General features: G+C 44.4%; 20 protein-coding genes. 7 read left to right on the forward strand and 13 right to left on the reverse strand.

Annotated features, from left to right (window positions below):
- Positions 1-412 precede the first annotated feature (412 nt).
- A complete protein-coding gene (locus tag P8X24_RS10985; RefSeq protein ID WP_372916203.1) occupies positions 413-904 on the reverse strand; it encodes a hypothetical protein in 492 nt (163 codons plus the stop codon).
- Positions 905-1030: 126 nt separating this feature from the next.
- Between P8X24_RS10985 and P8X24_RS10990 the strand changes: the two genes are divergently transcribed.
- Positions 1031-1198, forward strand: coding sequence for a type II toxin-antitoxin system HicB family antitoxin (locus P8X24_RS10990; protein ID WP_372916205.1), 168 nt, complete (start codon positions 1031-1033; stop codon positions 1196-1198).
- A 15-nt stretch (positions 1199-1213) separates the two neighbouring features.
- Here P8X24_RS10990 and P8X24_RS10995 read toward each other — a convergent pair whose 3' ends face one another.
- Entirely contained in the window at positions 1214-1789 is a 576-nt protein-coding gene (locus P8X24_RS10995) for a hypothetical protein (RefSeq protein ID WP_372916207.1), read from the reverse strand.
- Positions 1790-2051: 262 nt separating this feature from the next.
- Here P8X24_RS10995 and P8X24_RS11000 point away from each other — a divergent pair, with 262 nt between their 5' ends.
- Positions 2052-2297 carry a hypothetical protein gene (locus tag P8X24_RS11000; RefSeq protein WP_372916209.1) on the forward strand — a complete coding sequence of 82 codons (246 nt, stop codon included), beginning with the start codon at positions 2052-2054 and terminating at the stop codon, positions 2295-2297.
- A gap of 130 nt (positions 2298-2427) precedes the next feature.
- On the opposite strand, the gene P8X24_RS11005 is transcribed toward P8X24_RS11000, so the two are convergent.
- On the reverse strand, positions 2428-4482 hold the full coding sequence (locus tag P8X24_RS11005) for an AAA family ATPase (RefSeq protein WP_372916211.1): 2055 nt from the start codon (positions 4480-4482) through the stop codon (positions 2428-2430).
- Between the two features lie 294 nt (positions 4483-4776).
- On the opposite strand from P8X24_RS11005, the gene P8X24_RS11010 reads away from it, so the two are divergent.
- Positions 4777-4986, forward strand: coding sequence for a hypothetical protein (locus P8X24_RS11010; RefSeq protein WP_372916213.1), 210 nt, complete (start codon positions 4777-4779; stop codon positions 4984-4986).
- Positions 4987-5166: 180 nt separating this feature from the next.
- Here the strand turns inward: P8X24_RS11010 and P8X24_RS11015 are convergent, their stop codons facing one another.
- Entirely contained in the window at positions 5167-5724 is a 558-nt protein-coding gene (locus tag P8X24_RS11015) for a hypothetical protein (RefSeq protein ID WP_372916215.1), read from the reverse strand.
- A 550-nt stretch (positions 5725-6274) separates the two neighbouring features.
- Positions 6275-6580 (reverse strand): hypothetical protein, encoded by a 306-nt coding sequence (locus tag P8X24_RS11020; RefSeq protein WP_372916217.1) that lies wholly within the window; start codon positions 6578-6580, stop codon positions 6275-6277.
- A 278-nt stretch (positions 6581-6858) separates the two neighbouring features.
- On the opposite strand from P8X24_RS11020, the gene P8X24_RS11025 reads away from it, so the two are divergent.
- Both P8X24_RS11025 and P8X24_RS11030 read left to right on the forward strand, forming a co-directional pair.
- Positions 6859-7686: a hypothetical protein gene (locus tag P8X24_RS11025; protein ID WP_372916219.1), complete on the forward strand. Its 828-nt coding sequence runs from the start codon at positions 6859-6861 to the stop codon at positions 7684-7686.
- Positions 7687-8064: 378 nt separating this feature from the next.
- Entirely contained in the window at positions 8065-8565 is a 501-nt protein-coding gene (locus P8X24_RS11030; RefSeq protein ID WP_372916221.1) for a hypothetical protein, read from the forward strand.
- A gap of 172 nt (positions 8566-8737) precedes the next feature.
- Here P8X24_RS11030 and P8X24_RS11035 read toward each other — a convergent pair whose 3' ends face one another.
- From P8X24_RS11035 to P8X24_RS11050, 4 genes are all read right to left on the reverse strand, one after another.
- On the reverse strand, positions 8738-9379 hold the full coding sequence (locus P8X24_RS11035; protein WP_372916223.1) for a hypothetical protein: 642 nt from the start codon (positions 9377-9379) through the stop codon (positions 8738-8740).
- Between the two features lie 85 nt (positions 9380-9464).
- On the reverse strand, positions 9465-10424 hold the full coding sequence (locus tag P8X24_RS11040; RefSeq protein WP_372916224.1) for a helix-turn-helix domain-containing protein: 960 nt from the start codon (positions 10422-10424) through the stop codon (positions 9465-9467).
- 78 nt (positions 10425-10502) lie between these two features.
- The gene (locus P8X24_RS11045; RefSeq protein WP_372916226.1) at positions 10503-10673 is read right to left on the reverse strand and encodes a hypothetical protein; all 171 of its coding nucleotides are present in this window, start codon (positions 10671-10673) and stop codon (positions 10503-10505) included.
- A gap of 318 nt (positions 10674-10991) precedes the next feature.
- A complete protein-coding gene (locus P8X24_RS11050; RefSeq protein WP_372916228.1) occupies positions 10992-11531 on the reverse strand; it encodes a tyrosine-type recombinase/integrase in 540 nt (179 codons plus the stop codon).
- A 585-nt stretch (positions 11532-12116) separates the two neighbouring features.
- Here P8X24_RS11050 and P8X24_RS11055 point away from each other — a divergent pair.
- Both P8X24_RS11055 and P8X24_RS11060 read left to right on the forward strand, forming a co-directional pair.
- Positions 12117-12971, forward strand: coding sequence for a hypothetical protein (locus P8X24_RS11055; RefSeq protein WP_372916230.1), 855 nt, complete (start codon positions 12117-12119; stop codon positions 12969-12971).
- Between the two features lie 86 nt (positions 12972-13057).
- On the forward strand, positions 13058-14224 hold the full coding sequence (locus P8X24_RS11060) for a hypothetical protein (protein WP_372916232.1): 1167 nt from the start codon (positions 13058-13060) through the stop codon (positions 14222-14224).
- A gap of 5 nt (positions 14225-14229) precedes the next feature.
- Here P8X24_RS11060 and P8X24_RS11065 read toward each other — a convergent pair whose 3' ends face one another.
- From P8X24_RS11065 to P8X24_RS11080, 4 genes are all read right to left on the reverse strand, one after another.
- A complete protein-coding gene (locus P8X24_RS11065; protein WP_372916234.1) occupies positions 14230-14679 on the reverse strand; it encodes a hypothetical protein in 450 nt (149 codons plus the stop codon).
- A 41-nt stretch (positions 14680-14720) separates the two neighbouring features.
- Entirely contained in the window at positions 14721-15065 is a 345-nt protein-coding gene (locus P8X24_RS11070; protein WP_372916236.1) for a hypothetical protein, read from the reverse strand.
- Positions 15066-15078: 13 nt separating this feature from the next.
- Positions 15079-15633 carry an NYN domain-containing protein gene (locus P8X24_RS11075; RefSeq protein ID WP_372916238.1) on the reverse strand — a complete coding sequence of 185 codons (555 nt, stop codon included), beginning with the start codon at positions 15631-15633 and terminating at the stop codon, positions 15079-15081.
- Positions 15634-15769: 136 nt separating this feature from the next.
- On the reverse strand, positions 15770-17260 hold the full coding sequence (locus P8X24_RS11080; RefSeq protein ID WP_372916330.1) for a hypothetical protein: 1491 nt from the start codon (positions 17258-17260) through the stop codon (positions 15770-15772).
- Between the last annotated feature and the right edge of the window lie 670 nt (positions 17261-17930).

Consider the following 17930-nt stretch of genomic DNA (forward strand, 5'->3'; position numbering starts at 1 on the left):
TGGCTGAGGTGGAACTCCCTACCGCCGATACAAAGTGACACACCTCTATACAAAATGAAGCGGTAGGGAGAAACGGCTTCACTGTGTCCCTCCCGTTGGGAGGGATGACGCCGTTAGGCATCCTCTCAACCGATAATCCAGAGCTTGGGCGGGTAGGGGTAATTTCAGGCCGGGCCCGCGGGCTGAACCTCATGGTGGTGAGCCCGCTACCTCCAGGGCGGGAGTTCATTTGCTAGATGTTTCGGTTGAGACTTAAGATTTTGCAACTGTTGTATAAGAGTGCATCATGTCGAAACCTTTATAGGTGGTGTCGTTATATTTTGTATTGGGAAAGTTTGGAATGCCCGTGCGCATGATGCCCCCCGAGCCGTGAGGCAATGACGAGGGGGCTGAGTGAACGGGCAGGATGACCTTATTCCACTGTTTCTCCTCTTCTTGCAAGATTAGCAAGGTTATCAGCAATGTTAATCAATTTGCGCCTCTTCTTGTCGAGCTTGTCCTCCTTGGAGAGGCGTCCTTCGCACACCACGTTAACCTTCGGGTACCTTTTCTTCACTGACTTATACAGATCATCATCTACAATTATTTCAATTGCATTATTGCCGAGCACGTCTAAGTCCTTCCAGAACTTATACCCGACCTTCATGTAAACCCAATAGAAGAGGAGGAACTGCTTGTTATTCGGCCACTTTTTCAGGAATTTCTTGATGTACTTTTCCTTCCCCTCAACGTCCTTGAAGTGCTCCACCCATCGGAACTTATTGTAAACTGTATCCAGAGACGATGCCGGAATCGCTACTATTGCAGCGTACCCATCGCTCTTGTCAACAGCAACAATTAACTTCTCCTTTGCTTCGCCAACCCTACTGAGCATCTCTAGTTTTTTCTTTCTCCGCTTGCTCATGAGTTAACCTCCAAGGAAGAGAAGACGTCCGCTCATAATGTTGTATGCTGAGTATAAAACTCTTTTGCGCTTGGATTCGTATGAGTAGCACACTTTTTTATAAGCAATAGTGCAAAAGCAGGAATCATGAAGAAAATAAAGCTTGAGATTGTACTCGAAGAACAGGAAGAAAGTGGCTACGTAGTTTATGTCGAGAACTTGCCCGGTTGCATGAGCCAAGGAGAAACAATTGAAGAAGCGCTCAGGAACATTGCCGAAGCTATTTCACTGTATCTTGAAGCTACAGGGCGTTGAGTTATACCCGCACTCTTACAAAAACTCCAAGCTTTTCTCAAGCGGGACGAAAATACTATGCCCCAGAACAAAGTGTTTTCCTCCTGTAGCACTCATACACTCCAGTCTGAAGAGTGCCCCGCTCGAGCAGAGCAGCTTTTCCCTGATTTCGTTCAATTTTCTCTTGGAGAACTTTCGGGCTTCATTCCCCGTGAAAGGGAGCTCCTCCACGGGGCTGTACTCGGATAAGAAGTCTTTCCAAGGATTCTTGACATAAAACTCGGTGAGGATGACTTTGTTTGCCGTGACGGGAGTGAGTTCGATTATCGAGAGCGCCTGCGAGAAGCTTGCCCACTTCTCTAAGAGCTTTTCTACCTCGGCTTTGAAAACGTAAAAGGGCTTGTCGAGATGAATACAAACCGAGTCAGGGCTAAGAACTAGGATAGGGCGTTTATAGTAGGCATTTCTGAGAAAAACTTTGAGCATGTCGTTAACCATGATGGAAACAATCTTTCGCTTGAAATCATTCAAGCTGGCCCTGTTTATCGCTGGAGGCACGGTAAGTGTTATTACATTGGATGAAGATAATTGATACGAGTTCACTTCCCTCATCAAGATATACGAGAGCATGTAATCCCAAATAAGATTTTCTTTTTACAAGTGGGTTCAGCAAGATTGTTGTTCCTATGAGATGGGAAGCTATCTTGATAGGAATTCTTGTGCCCAAGCTTTGATTTCGAAAGAACTCCGCACTTGAAAATGTCCTCTTGTTTATTATGTTATCCACACTAACGAAGTATAATTATTACGTTTTTGATAAGAGAAAACTTTATAAAGTGTAATCATATTTTTGTTACTATGAGGATGCATCGGAATGTGCGGGGAGTTGTCTCTTGTTGTGAAAGATTTTGGGAGATCAGTTGCAGAGTACTGCAAAAAACACGAGGGGAGGGGAGTATCAATCCTCAATAGACTTATGATAGCACAGGACAAAGTAGAAATCATGTATGTTCTCATAGGACTTCTCAGTGAAATGTACCATAACAATATCAGAGCAGATAGTGCAGAAGATTTCATAAATAAGCTTAGCGAAGCTGATGAAAAAGAAGCAAAAAACTAGTCAACGAGCTTATTGCATATGTTTATGCTTATTTGGTGGAACAACAGTAGCGTTAGCTAATCCACGTTTCCTTATTTTTCTTTGGTGATAAGAATTTCAGCTCGAACTCGGTGGGATTGCCCCTAACACTTCACACCCTGTAGCCGAGCTCTTCGAGGAACTTCCTGATGAATTCTTCGAATTTTTCAGGGTCTTTCATCTTTTCTTTCACATCATCTTCAGACACCCTGTTGGCAATCTTCCAGACGGCCTCAATTTTCCCTCCGCCCTCTTTCCCAAATAAATCCTCCAAGTAATCTTTCCAGTCATCGGCTGGGCATGCAAATACTTTGTCATGATATTGTGAGGGAATTTTGGGCTCCGCTTTTCGGTCGCATATTACCCTGAATGGTATACGGAGCCTCTCAATGATTTTTATAATTGACTTAATGTTACCATCTCCCCCCGCATTTATAATTTCGATATTGTAGTCCTCCAGTGGGTACCCAAGCTTCCTAGCCAGTATTGGAACGCTCAGGTATTCCGAGTCTCCCTCTGCTATTATCACGCCGCTGGCGAAAAGTGCACGTATAAGTGATGAATCCTTTATCATTTTGAGCTCGTCCTTAAGCTCGAGGTTCTCCAAGGCGTCTTTTATCACAACAACTTTTGTTCTGCCCTGGTCGTCCATGTAAAAGCGGTACGTCTTTTCTAGAGTCTCTGAGTCGACAAAATACGGGGAATGCGTTATCAAGATGATCTGGTTATTCATGCCCGAAAGCTCCTTCAAAGCCTGCAGAACCCTTTTCTGTTGCACTGGGTGCAGATGCAGGGCCGGCTCATCAAGGATTATCACCCTGCCTTCCGAGCCCGCTATCGTTGATATGAGATTAAGAACCTCAAAGACCCCAGAACCGACAGCAGTTATTGGAAACTTCTTTCTCCTTTTCTCGTCTATTATGAAGAGTTTTGGGGCTTTTCTTTCCTGTTCGACCTTGTTTTTGGCCTCGAACGGCCGTCTCTCGGTGTCAAAAGAAAGGCCGAAAATGTCTTTGAAGCGCTCCTTAATCTCCCTCAACCTGGGGTCGCTTGACTCTTTCAAGGCATGTAGGAAGGACGCCAAGTTTTCGCCACTTCCGTCATACTCTATAGCTGGCTTGTATTCCTCCTCTAATGGAAGTCCCCTGATCTCACCAAGCCAAATTATCGAGGAAGTGAAGATTTGTTTCAGCAAATCCCATAAAGAGTACGTTCTTAACTCATCCCATCCAAGCTCTCTGTACATTTTTCGGGCTTTCCACTTCTGCTCGTCGGGCAGAGAGCTGTGTGAAACCGACAGCTGACTCTTATGCAACGAGAGCGTATACAAAAGATGGCCCCAAATAAAATCCTCCCGCCTGCGGTCTTGGAGAGTATTCTCAGCTTTTTTATTCTCTTTATTCTCAGCTTTTTGGAGGATTTCATCCAAGTTAGAACTCCTGTCTCCCATAGACATGACTAGATATGAGACAAAGCTATCTTCCATATCACGCAATAAAGAGTCTCTTCTGCTTGACCCAACATAAGAAGGGTGGCGAATTGCCGAGTCATTTATGTAAATCTCACCACAGTGCTTGCTTTCCCCCTTCCCTGCACTCTCCAGATTCTTACTCTTAATTTTTATCACAAAAAATGGTCTAGGCACTCTGCTTTCCCCTTCGTATCTCCACACTACTCTTACTTCCCCGAACTGTTCGGGAAAAGCCTCTTGGAATTGCGCAAGCTCCTGCAAGAACAGGCTGTTAAGCCTCTCCTGAATTTTTTCATTCTCAAGTTCTTCGTCAAGTCTTGATATATCAAACCCTTTCTTCCTTAATTTTTCCCTATCTGTTAGGTAAAATTTTATCTTGTCATTTTGGGCATTCTCAATTCCAGGTGCCAAGTGCAACGAAACGAACTCTCTAATGTAGCTAATTTCTTTTTCATTAAGCTCTACATCAACTTCTACTTTTGCCCGGGGCTTGTTGGGGTCATGTAGAATTCCCTCCAGCTCTTCCAAGGAAGGGCGGTTGTCTCCGAAGCAACGCTTCAAGAAGTCCAATGTTCTAACTATGTTGGTTTTCCCGGCATTGTTAGGCCCCACGATCACTGCAAGGTCAAGCGGCAGGGCAAGCTCGACCTCATCATAAGAAAACAGGTTTTCAACCCTTATCTTTCTAATCCTCATAAGGGCACCTCCATCACTTAATATAAGGAATATTTATATTCCGCCCGCCACACTGCAGTTACACAGTATTACCACTTTTGGATAAATTGACCTTGAAGTCAATTCACAAGCCCAAGAACTGTAACTCGAAGCCTTGCTAGAGGCATATAGAATCGAACACTCTTGCCCGGCGGCTGCTTATCCTTTCGACGTGCTACTCACGCTTCGATGCATATCGAAAACACACGAATGTAGTCAAATCCTGTTGCACTTTATGACTACAAAATGCGAAAAGTTACGACAGCCCCGCAACCTTTGAAAGCCACCCTGCTCGGGTTCGAAAAGAAGGCACGAGAGGGGTCAGATGTCGTCAAATCACAACCCGCCTGTTTCAAGGCCGACCCTGAAAATGAGGGGCTTCGATTTGACGACATCCGAGGCATATACAGGCTTCTTTTTCTCGCTGGAGAAGGCTTAATTAAGCCAAAAAAAGCCAGGTTCTCGGCTTTTTCTATTGGGCGTTGAGGCAACCTCGATAAGGCGCTCAAAAGAGTCATGTAATTCCGCTTTTTCTCCCGTGCACACCTCGAAACTGCCATAATTCAAGCCCGCCAAAGGCTTTTCTTGAGAAATACACAGTCATTGAGGCTCAGAAATTGGATCATGATCCGCTGAAATGAAAAAAACTCGGCAAAGAAGGCTTGCTCAACAGGCCTGCAAAATATCTCCAGCCAGCCTCTCATAGTATTTCACTCCCTCGTCACGCTTCGTCTCAAGTATGTGCTTTGCGAGCTCTGGGCGCCAAACCTTCGTGAGGCTCGTGAAAACGTCATCATAAGCTATAACCAGCTTTTCCCTCGCCCGCGTCAGCGCGACGTGTGCAGTAAATACTTCCAGCTCGCTGTACTGCATTCTCACACTCTCGTTTCTCAGCAGGGCGTTCACCGCAACCCTTACATCCGCTTCTCTCCCCTTAGCGCTGTGCGCTGTGTCCACGCGCAGGTTCTCGTTGAGGTCGACGAGCTCGCCCGCAATGAGCTTACTCTCAGTGTCGCTGAGCGCCACAACCTCGAAAAAGTTGTTTTTCAGCTTTTCGAGAGTGCTGACCTCTGCAGGAGAAATCTCTACTCCCTGGCTCTCTAACCTCTGCCAGACCTCACCACCAGCAGTACAAACTCCAAAACGAGAACCGTTCTCATACTTCACGACAGCATTGTGGACGGGGCAAACTCTCGAGGTGCTTTTTGGATTTACTTTTATCACGGGGACGCCATACTCTCTCGCCTTCTCCTCAATCGCCCTCTCTCTTCTAAGAAGTGCTCCAACTCTACTAAAGTCTCATTCACAGCCTTCTCAAACACCCTTTCCAGGAACTCTTCATGACTTGCTCCAAGGCAACGTCTAAGTCCGTAGAGATTTAACCAGCTAGGTAGCGTTCCAAGCCTCCAAATTGCCTCCTGAATCTCCCTTTGGGTGACATCAACACCATCCTGCTCAAAGCCCTTCCTTAGGAATTCCGTCGCTACCCATTCAGGCCAGGGCGGGAGAAGTATTTCAATTGGTGGCCTCCCATATAGGCTGTCCTTGTGAGTGGTTTCGAACAGCTTTTAACAACACCGGCATAGGAGCCCGTAAATATCACCAGTAGGGAATCGTTTTCATTAAATGCCGCGGCTAGGGCTTTTAAAAAGGAGTTTACACCTTGTTTCACGTTTTGAACCTCATCAAGAATTAGTATTGTGTCTTTTAGGGCAAAAAGAGCATCTTCTAAAGCGTTTTTGGCAGCTACGTTTTCTCTAAGTTTTACACTAGTTCAAATATCTCCGGTAGAAAAAGAAATCTCTGCGATGTATTTTGGGAGGGTATCAAGAATTGATTTTGGTAATCTGCCGAGTATCTTTTTCGTGGCTTGCCTAGAAGTCTCAGTATTTTTCAAGTCAACAAAGATTACTTTATACTTCATTTTCTCTGCAAAGGCGTTAGCCCCAGCCCATGCTAGACTAGTCTTTCCAGCCATCCTCGGTCCGAGAATTGCCACCCAGCTTTTGGCATGAAGAGCGTTTATTAACTTGTTTAACTCCTCAGAACCTTCAAATAAGCTTTCTTTATCTTTTCTCACCCTCTGATCAAAAAAATAAAATTGTATTGGTTTTAGTGAGGTAAATCAATTGTTTTAGTGGGGGCTTAGTACATGCAAAGATCTTGAGAAATTTTGCTAGCTAAATGATTTTGAGAGTGAGGATATAGTGTAGGAATATTGTTCAGGTATTGGCATTTCCAAGTATACCTGACTTGAAGGACAGTTCTCAAAAGACATAGGCTTTGAGCAAAAGTACAAGGTGGGGAAGAAATTTTATAATAGTTTTAGTGTCAAAGACATGTATACGGGGGATTTCTATGGATGAAGGTAGAAATAGACCATATGTACTGGAGCCCTCTGCTTGGGAGCCTCTCCAAGATTACATTAAAGAAGAACCTCTTTTTGTCCCTGAAGAATTCGAAGAGGTTAACTACAGAATTGAAGGAATTGAAGAAGGCCTGAGGAAAAGTCTTGAAAGGAGAGACCTCCCAGTCTTTTCCGAAGTTGGAGAGACTGAGGAGTCTAAAGGCATAGTTGTGGATTTCCTTGCATTCTATGTTCCGTACCACTACAGCAGAAGTGACTGGGGCATATATCTCAGGTTGCCCAAGATATTAGGTGCGTTTAAGGGGATAGTGAGAAACTACGGTGCATATATAGGAATCAGCAACATTGGGGATGTGTTGGGGGCTTTTACCGTCTTTCTAGCCTACATATACTGGCACGAGCTTACCCACCACATAGTTGAGGACATATGCTCGATGATGGGAGCGAACTATCCCGTACTGAGCAGGCAGGAAGAGGAGGGGCTTGCAGAGTGGCACGCCTTTGTGACGGCTGAGAGGCGCTTGTCTCTTCCCTACAGACCATATAGGAGGCTGAACACAGCAATAATCAGTAGAGGGATCTGGTGGAAAATTCCTAACCCAGGTAAAGAAGCTAGGAGGAAAATCCTTTCAGCAATATACTATTACTTTAGGAGAGATAAGGATCCTATTTACAAGCCTATTGTAAGGGACAGTGTTGTAAAGAAGCTTGGACTGCTGTGGACTCCTGTCAGAGAAGCTTCAGTGCGCGGTGGCTATGCATACTTAGTGGACAGCAGGGAAGAAGTTTATCACAGAGTATACTGGACTATATACTGAGATCTAGACAGCACCCTTTGTCCTTTCCCTCAGAACCTTTTTCGTATTTTTGTTTCTCTCTTGCCCAAGTAGCTGAATCTGCATATGCCTTCTTAGCCAAAGTTCACAATTAAACTGCCTTGTGTTTTGCTGTGTCTTTCTTAAAATTGCTGTTTTCTGTTTTGAGGGTTTTCGTTCTTATTTACCTTCTCCAAAACATATATTAGAAGCTCCTGGTAAAGTCTGGAAATTGGGGGATTAGAATGAGCGGGCAGGACAGGGGCAGGAAAGGGTAAAACTTCCATTATAGGGGAGTTCAAAAGACTTGAAAAAATAGAACTCAAGCTCGAATTGACGTCCTACCCATAAGGTTGTGTATTATGCTTAGGGGTGGTGTGGATGCCTTTCTCAAAGAAAGATCTGCATCTAAAAGGGGAAAGACTAACAGAAGACACGTTAACAGGACAAGGTGCAGGAAAGAACGGGTATATTGAAGTTTTGGAACGGTTGACAAGCTATGAGGAACCTTTGAGTAGAATATATTCAATAAGGATTACGGATAAATTAGCTGAGTTTGTCTATGGAACTAAAGCACTAAGGGAGCACCTTTCTGGAAAGAGAGTTCCTACGCAGGTTGTTCTTGTAGAGGCTCTGGTTCTATATAAGGCTGTCATCGAGGGTGCTGATTACGAGACGCTTTTGGAACTTGCAAGTGTCATCAGGAGGAGGGCTCGGGAAAAAATAAAAGCTGTCAATCTGCATGATGAAGTGAAGAGAGAAGTTGTGCAGATTCTAAGGTTTTATGAGTTCAGTACTATGGAGGAAGTCCCAGCGTTGATCCCAGGTAGACGTCGTTGGGAGAAAAGGGGATATTACAGTTGGTGTAGAGGTTGTGGATAGTGGTGACGTTGCTAGGGATGCGAAAAAGCTGGTGATGAATAATTATTACCTCTTCATCATCGAGATTGCTGAGGATTTCATCTTGGACTAACTGTTTGAAGGCTTCTATGTCTATGCAGAATGTTGAGTCTTCTATCTCATCAGTATAGGCAGTTATCCAGACTACCTCACCTCATATAATTGTCCCGAGGGAATTAATAAACATGTCCAAACTGGAACTTCTCAGACCCCTCATTCTGAGAAGCTCTTGGACTTCTATCATCTTCTCATACAAAATGCCAACAAGACGCTCAAAACTCTCCGGCTCGATAGTATTCTTCTGAACTTTGAGCTCTTTAAAAACCACATTAAAATCAACTCCCAGCTCAAGTAGCCTCAAGAGGTCATCAACATCCTTCGAACGACCCAGAGAAGTAACACCCTTAAACAGGAATATATCCTCAAGAGATACAAGATGCACTCTAAGCTTCTTCAAACCAACGAACTCCCTCGGAATAAACGCTCTCTTCCCCATACTCTCCGTTAGCTGAATACCACCCATAACACGCTTCACAAAAACATCAAGATTAAAATCACCCATGTCAGGATCAATCTTCCTGTAAACAGCATCAGCACCAAGCCTCCCCCCATACTCATGACCAAAGACCTTCAGATAAACCACAAGCCCACCACTCGTCCTCCACTCTGGAGATGGATCCGTAAGAACATCTTCAAAGGTCTTAAATGCCTTATAATTTTCAAGAACAACATCAACATCAGCAGTCGCAGGCTTAACACCCCTAAGTGCGAGATTCCCACCACCAATAAGATACACATTAACCTCCCCTGAACCCATGAGCCGAGCCTTTTTCATCAAGCAAAACAAACTCACGAATTAACCTCTCCCTTGTTATCATCCCTCACGACCTCCCCAAATACTGATGACAGAGCTCCTCAACCTCCTCCCAAGAAGGAAATGGATATGGCTTTTCCTTCCCCTGAAGATATTCGAGAATCTCATTAACAGTACCAGAAACACCAAATTTTGTTGCAAGCTTTCTGAGCCATCCCTCATTAAAACTCCTGGACTTAAGGAGAACAATAACATAAAGGAGCTCTCTCGCATCCCTCTCAAGGGTTAAAGTGTGCACGACAACTTCCTCGAGGGTGAGCTCTTTTCGAGCAGGCCAGTAATAATGATAAACCCCTGACGAAATCAGGGGGAGCCCAAAGTCTGAAAAACGGGCCAGCCCAGTAAGCTGGAAGTATCCAATCCTCCTCCCTTTGAATACCCCAGTCGCAAGTATGAACTCCTCAACTCCACTCCATACAACAGAGGCATTTGGCTCAAACTCTTTCGCTTTAATTGAATTCTGGAGATAAAAGTACTCGTCAGCAAAGATCTTGAAAAGAGAAAAGCGTTCACTTATAAAGTAGCCCCCCTCCTTTTTTCCCACAATGAGCCGCTCCATAAGCTGGGTGAGGACCCTGTATAAAGTAGCTCTGCTCACATTTGCTTTCAACTGGATGAGCCAGACTGGTTGAGGCTTTTCAACCTCAAGAGCAGTAAGAACTTTCAGGGCATTCCCTGTCAAAACATTAAGTAAGCTTCCACTCGGCTGGGAATTACTTGAGCTCAAAATTGTTGACCTTAAGTTAACTGGAAAAATGATATTGAGGAGTTCAATTACCTTATTTCTCGTTGGCTTAACAACGACCGGCTTTTTTCCCTCAAACTCCACAAGCCCCTTCTTTTCAAGGGAATGCAGGAGAGCTGATAGCCTGCCCTTGGAGATGTTGAGCTTGCGGGATAACTCGTTCAATTTGGTGGGTTTGTCAAGTGCGAGGAGCACCTTGAGTTCGGATCTCGTGAGTGTCATGTCTCAAACTCCAAAATGATTTTATAAAAACATTTTGGTTTTTGAGACAAAAATGTGAGAGGTAAGTTAGCCGTACAGTTAAATGTTGTCGGGTATTTGGGGTCTCTCTAATTGTTGACCTCCTCCCCACCGCAAACGGCTGGGTTCCAACGCCTTAAAGACTTCCTTAACCTTCGCCGTGAGCTCTTCTTCATCCTTTAACAGTTTAGTCATTTCCTCGCTGTACTCCCTCATTTTCTCCTCGAACATTCTTGATTCATCAAAAACATCAATCCTAAAACGACGCACTTTAGATAAAACTCATTATGCATAAAGGAGGCATAGGAAATTTTTTAACTATTTACTACTATCTTGGAGGAGATAGAGATCCCATTTATAGGCCCGTCGTAAGATGAAGTGTCGTAAATATGCTTGGATTATTGTGGACTTCTGTTGGAGAAGTCTCAGTATGCGACGGCTGTGTATACTTAGTTGGTGGCAAGGAAGCCTACTCGGGGTTTATTGAACCATATATTGAGGTTTGGTCAGTCCAAGTAGGATTGTTGGGTCTCTTGGCCTATTTTGAGACTATAGGTCTCTGAGTATTTCTTTGGCTATTCTTTCTTGGGTGTAGTGGAGGATGTAGTCTAAGCGCTTGTGCCCAGTAATCTTAGCTATGACTTGGGGTGGGTAGCCTTTCTTTGCCAAATGGCTGACAAATGCGTACCTCAATGAGTGCGTGTTGAACCCGTAGGTCTTCTTCACCCAGGTTGAGATCCTAATGACGAGACCCTTCTTGTCGTGCTTCTTAAGCTCCTCCTCAAGTACTCCCTTCGTCACTAAAATGTCGGTTTTGGTGACCTCCTTAGGTAGAACCATTAACCTCTGATAGTTGTCTTTCCTTTTCTCTACGGTTATGTAGGCCTCTCTCTTGTACTCCTGGGCCACGTGAGTTATGAAGTCTATGGCTTCACCTATTCTAGATCCATTCCGGAGTTGGGTCAGGAGGATGATCAAGTACAACCTGCGCTTGAGGGCTTTAGGCCCCTCCTTCTTTCTGACCTCCTCGAGCTCCTTGGTGAGCAACTTGTACGTCTTCTCATAGTCGAGGCCTTGATCCCATCCCACACTGTCCCACCTTGTTTAACTTATTTACATTTCTTGTAAATAAGTTTAACGTATATAGCCATATTTGTTGAACTTACGACCATAAGTTCAACAAAAGAACCCAATCCCTCCCCCAACCAGTAAAGTACGTCCTCTAATCCACCCAATTCACCCCCCACTTGGATTAGAAACTCGTTCTTTCTGTCATTAAATTCCTGAGCTTAAGTGGATTCGCAATCTTATTTCAAAAACGTACTCAGTCAGAAAATCCAGAGTAACCCTCATAAACCCCCTTTACAGCCTTGAACTTCTTCTTTGTGAGTGGTAGCTTTCAAGGAACACAGTCCTACTCAGTTTTACACGCATTAACAAGAGCATGCATGAGAACCATTTAAACATTAACACCTGAAACGAAAGTAAAAGTACATAAAAACACACAAACAAAAGAACAGCCTACCTTTCTCAACGTTTTGTCGAGTTTGAATTTATTACTGGTGACGTTTTGACTATGTATTCATCTCGGAGTTGAATATATTGATGAGCTCAAGATCGAAAGAAATATTAGGGTCAAATTTGTATTAGTTTATGAGGACGGAGGTGTGGGGCATGGTGTGGGAAGGGCTTTTCGAGAAAAAGTACTGGGTAGATGACAGGGCCAAACACAGGGAGAAGGTGGTGCAGTACCTAAGAGAGTTCGTCAAAAAGAAGGATAGGGAGAGCCTGAGAAAGCTCTTAAACGAGCTCTGGGCCTCCGAGGCCTTCCAAGTAGACGCGGCGATCGAGATGCGGATTCTTGCCAGAGGTTTCACGTTTGAGGAAGTTGCTAACAAGTTGGCCTTGGCCCTCACCGACCCCGACAGGCTCCTAGACGAAAAGGTTCCCGGGTTCGGCCCTTCCAGCATAACTGAAATACTCTTCTCTATTGATCCGAACAAGTACCCACTATTTAACAAGAGGGCAGTAGTTGGGCTGAAACGGTTGGGGTATGAGGACTTTGAGGGGGCATACTTCAGCAGGGCGACCTACGCCAGATTTGCCGACGTCGCAGAGAGGTTCTTCCAAGATTACAGAGCCGTGAAGGAGTACATCGAATCAAAAATAAACGCCAGCATTCCAAAGTTTGAGTTCGTGGATGGGATACTCAACCTAGTATATGAAGGGAAGCTCACCCCCCAAGAGCTCGAAGAGCTGAAAAGGCAGGCAATATTAGATAAATTCCCAGAAGAGGAAGTTCTTAATTACGCAGTTGATAGTGTAAAGAGAGCATTGGAACAATACTTCAACTGGCTTAAAAAAGGAGACCCTGAAGACAGAGCTGTTGAAAAGGCAGCTGGCTATGTTGTTGGAATGATGGTTGCGTCAGCCACTGACAAAAGGAAAAAAGAGACTCTCATCTTGACCTTAGGAGCTCTTGCCCAAATGGCAGAAAAGATAGCAAAATTTCTCAGGGAACTCGATTAACTTTCTCTCTATCTACTAGTATTTTAACTATTATGGGAGGAGGCGAGCTTAAATAGCTTTTTGTGACAAAGAGGGGTGGATGAGAAATGGAGGGTAATGCTATGGGAGATTCTTCTGAAGGAATCCTTAAGGATCTCAGTATGAAGGATATTCCGGATATTTTGATGGCGATTTTGTCCCCTTATGTTGGGTTAGTTAAGGTTTCGGATATTTTGTATGGGAATTTGAGGATACAGTTGGCGGATGAGGTTCCTGATGAAGTTAAGCGGTTTGCCCAAGAGTTAATTGATGCTTATAGGGCGTATTTCTTTGGGACGGATGAAGAGGAAAAAGGTGTAGAGAAGCAGGGTGAGGGTGTGTATGTCCCGCCAGAGTATAGGTGGTATATTAAGGAGGACATGATCGGGAAGTTGCCTTCGGAAATTAGTATACACACGGATGCAACCGGTAGAATATTTGTCGACCTTAGGGAGCTGAAGAAAAAAAGGAAGAAGAAATCTATCGATGCCATCTGGAGAGAAATTGGAGGAAGAGTCTATGTTGGTTGCAGTATTTTAGATGCATATGTGAATGGTGATGTTAGGAGGTTAGTTGAGTTTGCCACAAGGAAGTGGAGTGAGGAAGAGAGGAGTTTGTGGGCTGATTTGGTTAGTTTTGCGGAGTTCCGTGGAATGATCAAGCGAAGACTGGGTTTGAGTGGGGCTGTAGACGTAGCTGAAGCGCCTAGTGAGGGCATCCAAAAGAAGGGCAGATGGAAGACTGGATGCACTGGCAACAGGATTGAAGTCTTTATAAACAATATTCCAAAGGAGGAAATTATTGGCCCGATTGGAGCGACTGCGCTGATAATAAAGGGCAAACTCGATAAAGCGAGGCACACTCTGGCCTGGTACTACTATCATACGGCAGGCCACTTACTGTTCAGGAAGTGGTTTGATGATGAGATGTTAGATGAGTTAAGGGAGTGGGTGGGCAGGGTTAAGTTGGGAGAGTATGCTGAGATTGATTTGGAGGAGTTTTGGTGTGAAGCGTTTGCGTTGTATGTTTTGACGGGCGGGGAGCCGAGCAAGTATAAGTATGTTCCGAAGGAGTTCGAGGAGACTCTCCTGAACTTAACGACTGTGCTGGAGGAGAAAATTAGCGAATGGAGAATGAAAATTCTGTTGGACAAAGACCACAAGAGTAAAAGTGAAAACTGGTACGTTTATGACAGCTTTGATGCCCAAGTTGGAGTGCTGAAGTCCCCTATATAGGAACCTTAAGTAGACCTATCCTGTTTTCCCCTCAACCAATCCATATAATCCGTGCCCCAACCCACAACAAAATCATCCACCATATCCTTGACCCAATCCTCCCGCTCAACTCCATCCACATCCCCAAACACTATAACCGCACCATATTCCTTAAACGCAATAACCCTCTCCCAGACTTCACCATCCCACTCAAAAAACTTCACTTCAATGACCCGCCAGTCATACCCGACACTATACTTAACCCTCCTCCACCACTCCTTCCTAACCTCAACCTCTTCCCTTGGAACCCTCTCAACGTGGACAATCAGATACTTCTCGCCCCCTTCCCTTGTAGTTCCCTTCACAACCAAGTTAAAGAAACCCTCCTCTTCATCATTCCAAGCCCCAACCTCAATCTTCTTAACATCCCTAAACACTCCCTTAATCTTCTTGAAATCCACCTTTAACACTTCCATTTCCCCACCTCCTCTTTGTTTAAATAAGGGAAAAATAGATATCAGTCGGCATAGACAAAAAATAACTCTAGGAAACGCTCAACAAGGCCCCTCTCGAACTCGTGAACATTAAAGAACGGCTCAAAGACCTTATCAACCCTGAACTTTAAGAACAGGTACTCCTTCACATCATAGTCTACAAACTTGTGCTCCACCAGCTCCATGCCAAAATCCGTCCTCAACTCGTCAAGCACATTCCCGTTAAGCAACCTCTTAACGTCCCTCCCCTTGACAACAACATGGACTGTCCCTTGCACTCTAACCCTACGCCAATCCTCCCTGGCCTTATCGATGACATAACTAACCTGGATATTACCTGCTCTAACCCAGTTTGCAATCATATTCACCACACCCACCACATTAGACTGAAGGAGCTTTGCCCTCTACTCTCTGAAAACTTGACTCTTCAGCGTTTACATAAATATCCTCGCCAAGTATGCTGAAGTCAAGAAGGTTAACCACTTGGAACATCTCTTTGATAGGCCTAGCAGTATACTCCAAGAAAGTTGCAAAAAGCACGTCTTTACCGAGCTCCCGTACCTTTTGTGCGAACGGTAAAAAGTCCCCATCCCCCGAAACTATTACAAATGCGTCGATTGGTCTTTCATAGGCTATGCTCATTCCATCAACTATCATAACAATATCGGCCGTGCTCTTTGGCCCATTCTCCTTCATAGTAGATCTTGCCAAGATTACTTTGATTCCCATACTCTCTAAATTGTTGGCAGCGTTAGGATTTCTGATAGCGAAGGGGTTAGCATAGAACCTAGCTATTGTGACTTCATAACCAAGGGATTCAAGGAACTTAAATAACCCCTTCCAATCTATAGCCTTATCAATGTGCACCTTCCTACCAATAATATTCTCCAGACACCTCCAGACATTTTCTCCGTCAATCAACACGGCAGTCCTCACACCCCCACCCCCGCAATATTATGTCAAACAACATTTGTAATATTAGAACTGGCCCTCCCCATAATATTAGATGGAGGGCTCCACAATGCAAAATTTTTACAATGCTATATCCCAAGCATAGGGGGTAAAAAAACGGTTAGAGCGGTTCTTTAGCTATTAGGTCTTCCAAGATGTTCTTTATTTTCTCCCCCCTGAAAAGCTCCAATACCCTAATGAGTGGCTTTGGAAATGTCGTGGTGAAAACTTCAGAGGGCTTTGAAAACGCTGAAAGCAGATCCCTGCCCTCCTTCTGCCTTAGGAGGAGGTAGTCGAGAGATATGTCGATGCCCTTAGAAACGCTGAGCACATCAAGAGCCTCCTCGTCAATCTCCCCACGCTCGACTTTTGCCCTCGCTTCGACAACTCTTTCTTCGCTCAGGCCTACAGCCCTATAGTACGCCCGCCTGATAATGTCCCTTAACTTCTTTAAGTTCTCCTTGACTTCCTCCCTACTGGGTTTTTTCCTGAGGGTTATCCCATTTATCCTGAGCTCATTCCCAGAGAACTGCATCCTAAATAAGGGCAGAGGGTAGTCCTCAAAACAGTAGGGCAGGAACTCAGCGTGTATAAACTCTTCCCCCTCTTCAGGGTACACAAAAGGCCTGATACCTTCCCTGGAAAGTATCTCTATTTCTTTGTCAAATTTGTGACAGAAGATGCTCTTGTAGTCCTCAAGAGTTAAGGCCTCTCCCCGCTCGAGTTTTGCCCTTATCTCCTCAATAGTGTGGGGGCACTCCACAAAGGCATCGAAGAGGATTTTCTTGTGGAACTTAACCACAACATCTGGCGGAAATTCTTGAATTGCCCTGATTGGGTACTCAAACACTACGTAGCGAAAGTCAAGCGTGTTGACCTCCGGACCAAACCTCAAAAATACCTCATCCCCCTCTTTAAAAACACCCACATAGGTGTAGAAAAACGCTTCAAGCGTTTCGAAGTCACTAGCAACAGTTTTCTCAAAAAGCAAGTCAACAATCTCTTCAGGGATGCCCTCCCGCTGGACTTGAACCTTCACAAGGCGTTTTATAAAGTAGTGAATGTGTTTTAACTCAGAGATACTAATAGGTTCCTCGTGCTCATAGATCAGCATATACTTTCTGCCCCTCTCATCCTCGTTGAATGTCCTCCTCTCCTGAAGCTTTTTTATGCTGTCAAGCGACTCTCTAATAAGCAGATAGGCCCTCGGCGCCATTATTCCTGTCCTGTTGAGCTCTTCAATCAAACTCCTAGTTGCAGTCACCAGGAGCCTGCGAAGGATCGCTGATGGAGAGGTCTCATGTTTAAGTGCCAGGCCATACAGCTTTATCCAGTAAGGAAACGAGATCCTGATAGAGAGTAGTTTTGGGGTGAGGAGCTTTTCGAACTCTCTAAGGTAGTCCTTTTTTGAACGCTCCATCAGCTCCTTTGCCTCAGCAAACTTTCCCTCTTTTACAAGCTCCGAAATCACCTCCTGGATCTTCTCTCTTTCAACGAACCTTGCGACTTTTCTCTCAAAGTCATAGTAAGGGACTTTGTCAGTTAGGGCTGCAATATACTCCATATCCTGCAAACTCTTGTAATTCAACATATTAATATCCACGTATTTCATAGCCACCACCAATTCTGTAATTTGAGAAAGGCATCTAAAGTTTATTGGAGGGGCTACATAGGCATTCTGGTATCATTCCCTTAAGGGGAGAGCTCCTGGGCCGATGGCCCGGCCTGCGGGCAGGCCAAAACTGGTAACGGGAGTAGGTTATGGGCCCGCAAACCGATTTGAGTAATGACGGATACTATAACACTTCACATACACCACTTAGTGGACATGTTTATCACTTGTATTATCTGTAATGAACTACACAAACAAGTCTGTTCGAACCATAAAGCGTCCCTCAACTCTTCCTAACATACCTTCCAACACTAGGACAATTAACTCTAGAGTGTAGGCTCCTCGTCTACTTCTGTTTACTCTTTTTACCCGTTGTGGGGTTGTGTGGATAGAAATATTTATATACTTCTAATATGGATAATTGGTTAGATAATCCGGGTTTAAATAAATAATTATTCAATTGTTTAATTGTTGCTTTATTTAATTGAATAATTATTTCAGCTTTTTTATATAATATATACGCCTGGCGCGGGGGCAACCCAGAAAACTGTGGGGAAACGGGTTGACCAAACAATAATTATTATATTAATTGTTTAAGGCCACCCCCGTTCGCCCCACTTTTCGGGCTTTGGTTTTTGGCGGGTTTGTTGCTGGGTTGCCTCTTCTGTTG

Source organism: Pyrococcus kukulkanii (genome assembly GCF_041647995.1).
In the GTDB taxonomy this organism is placed as follows: domain Archaea; phylum Methanobacteriota_B; class Thermococci; order Thermococcales; family Thermococcaceae; genus Pyrococcus.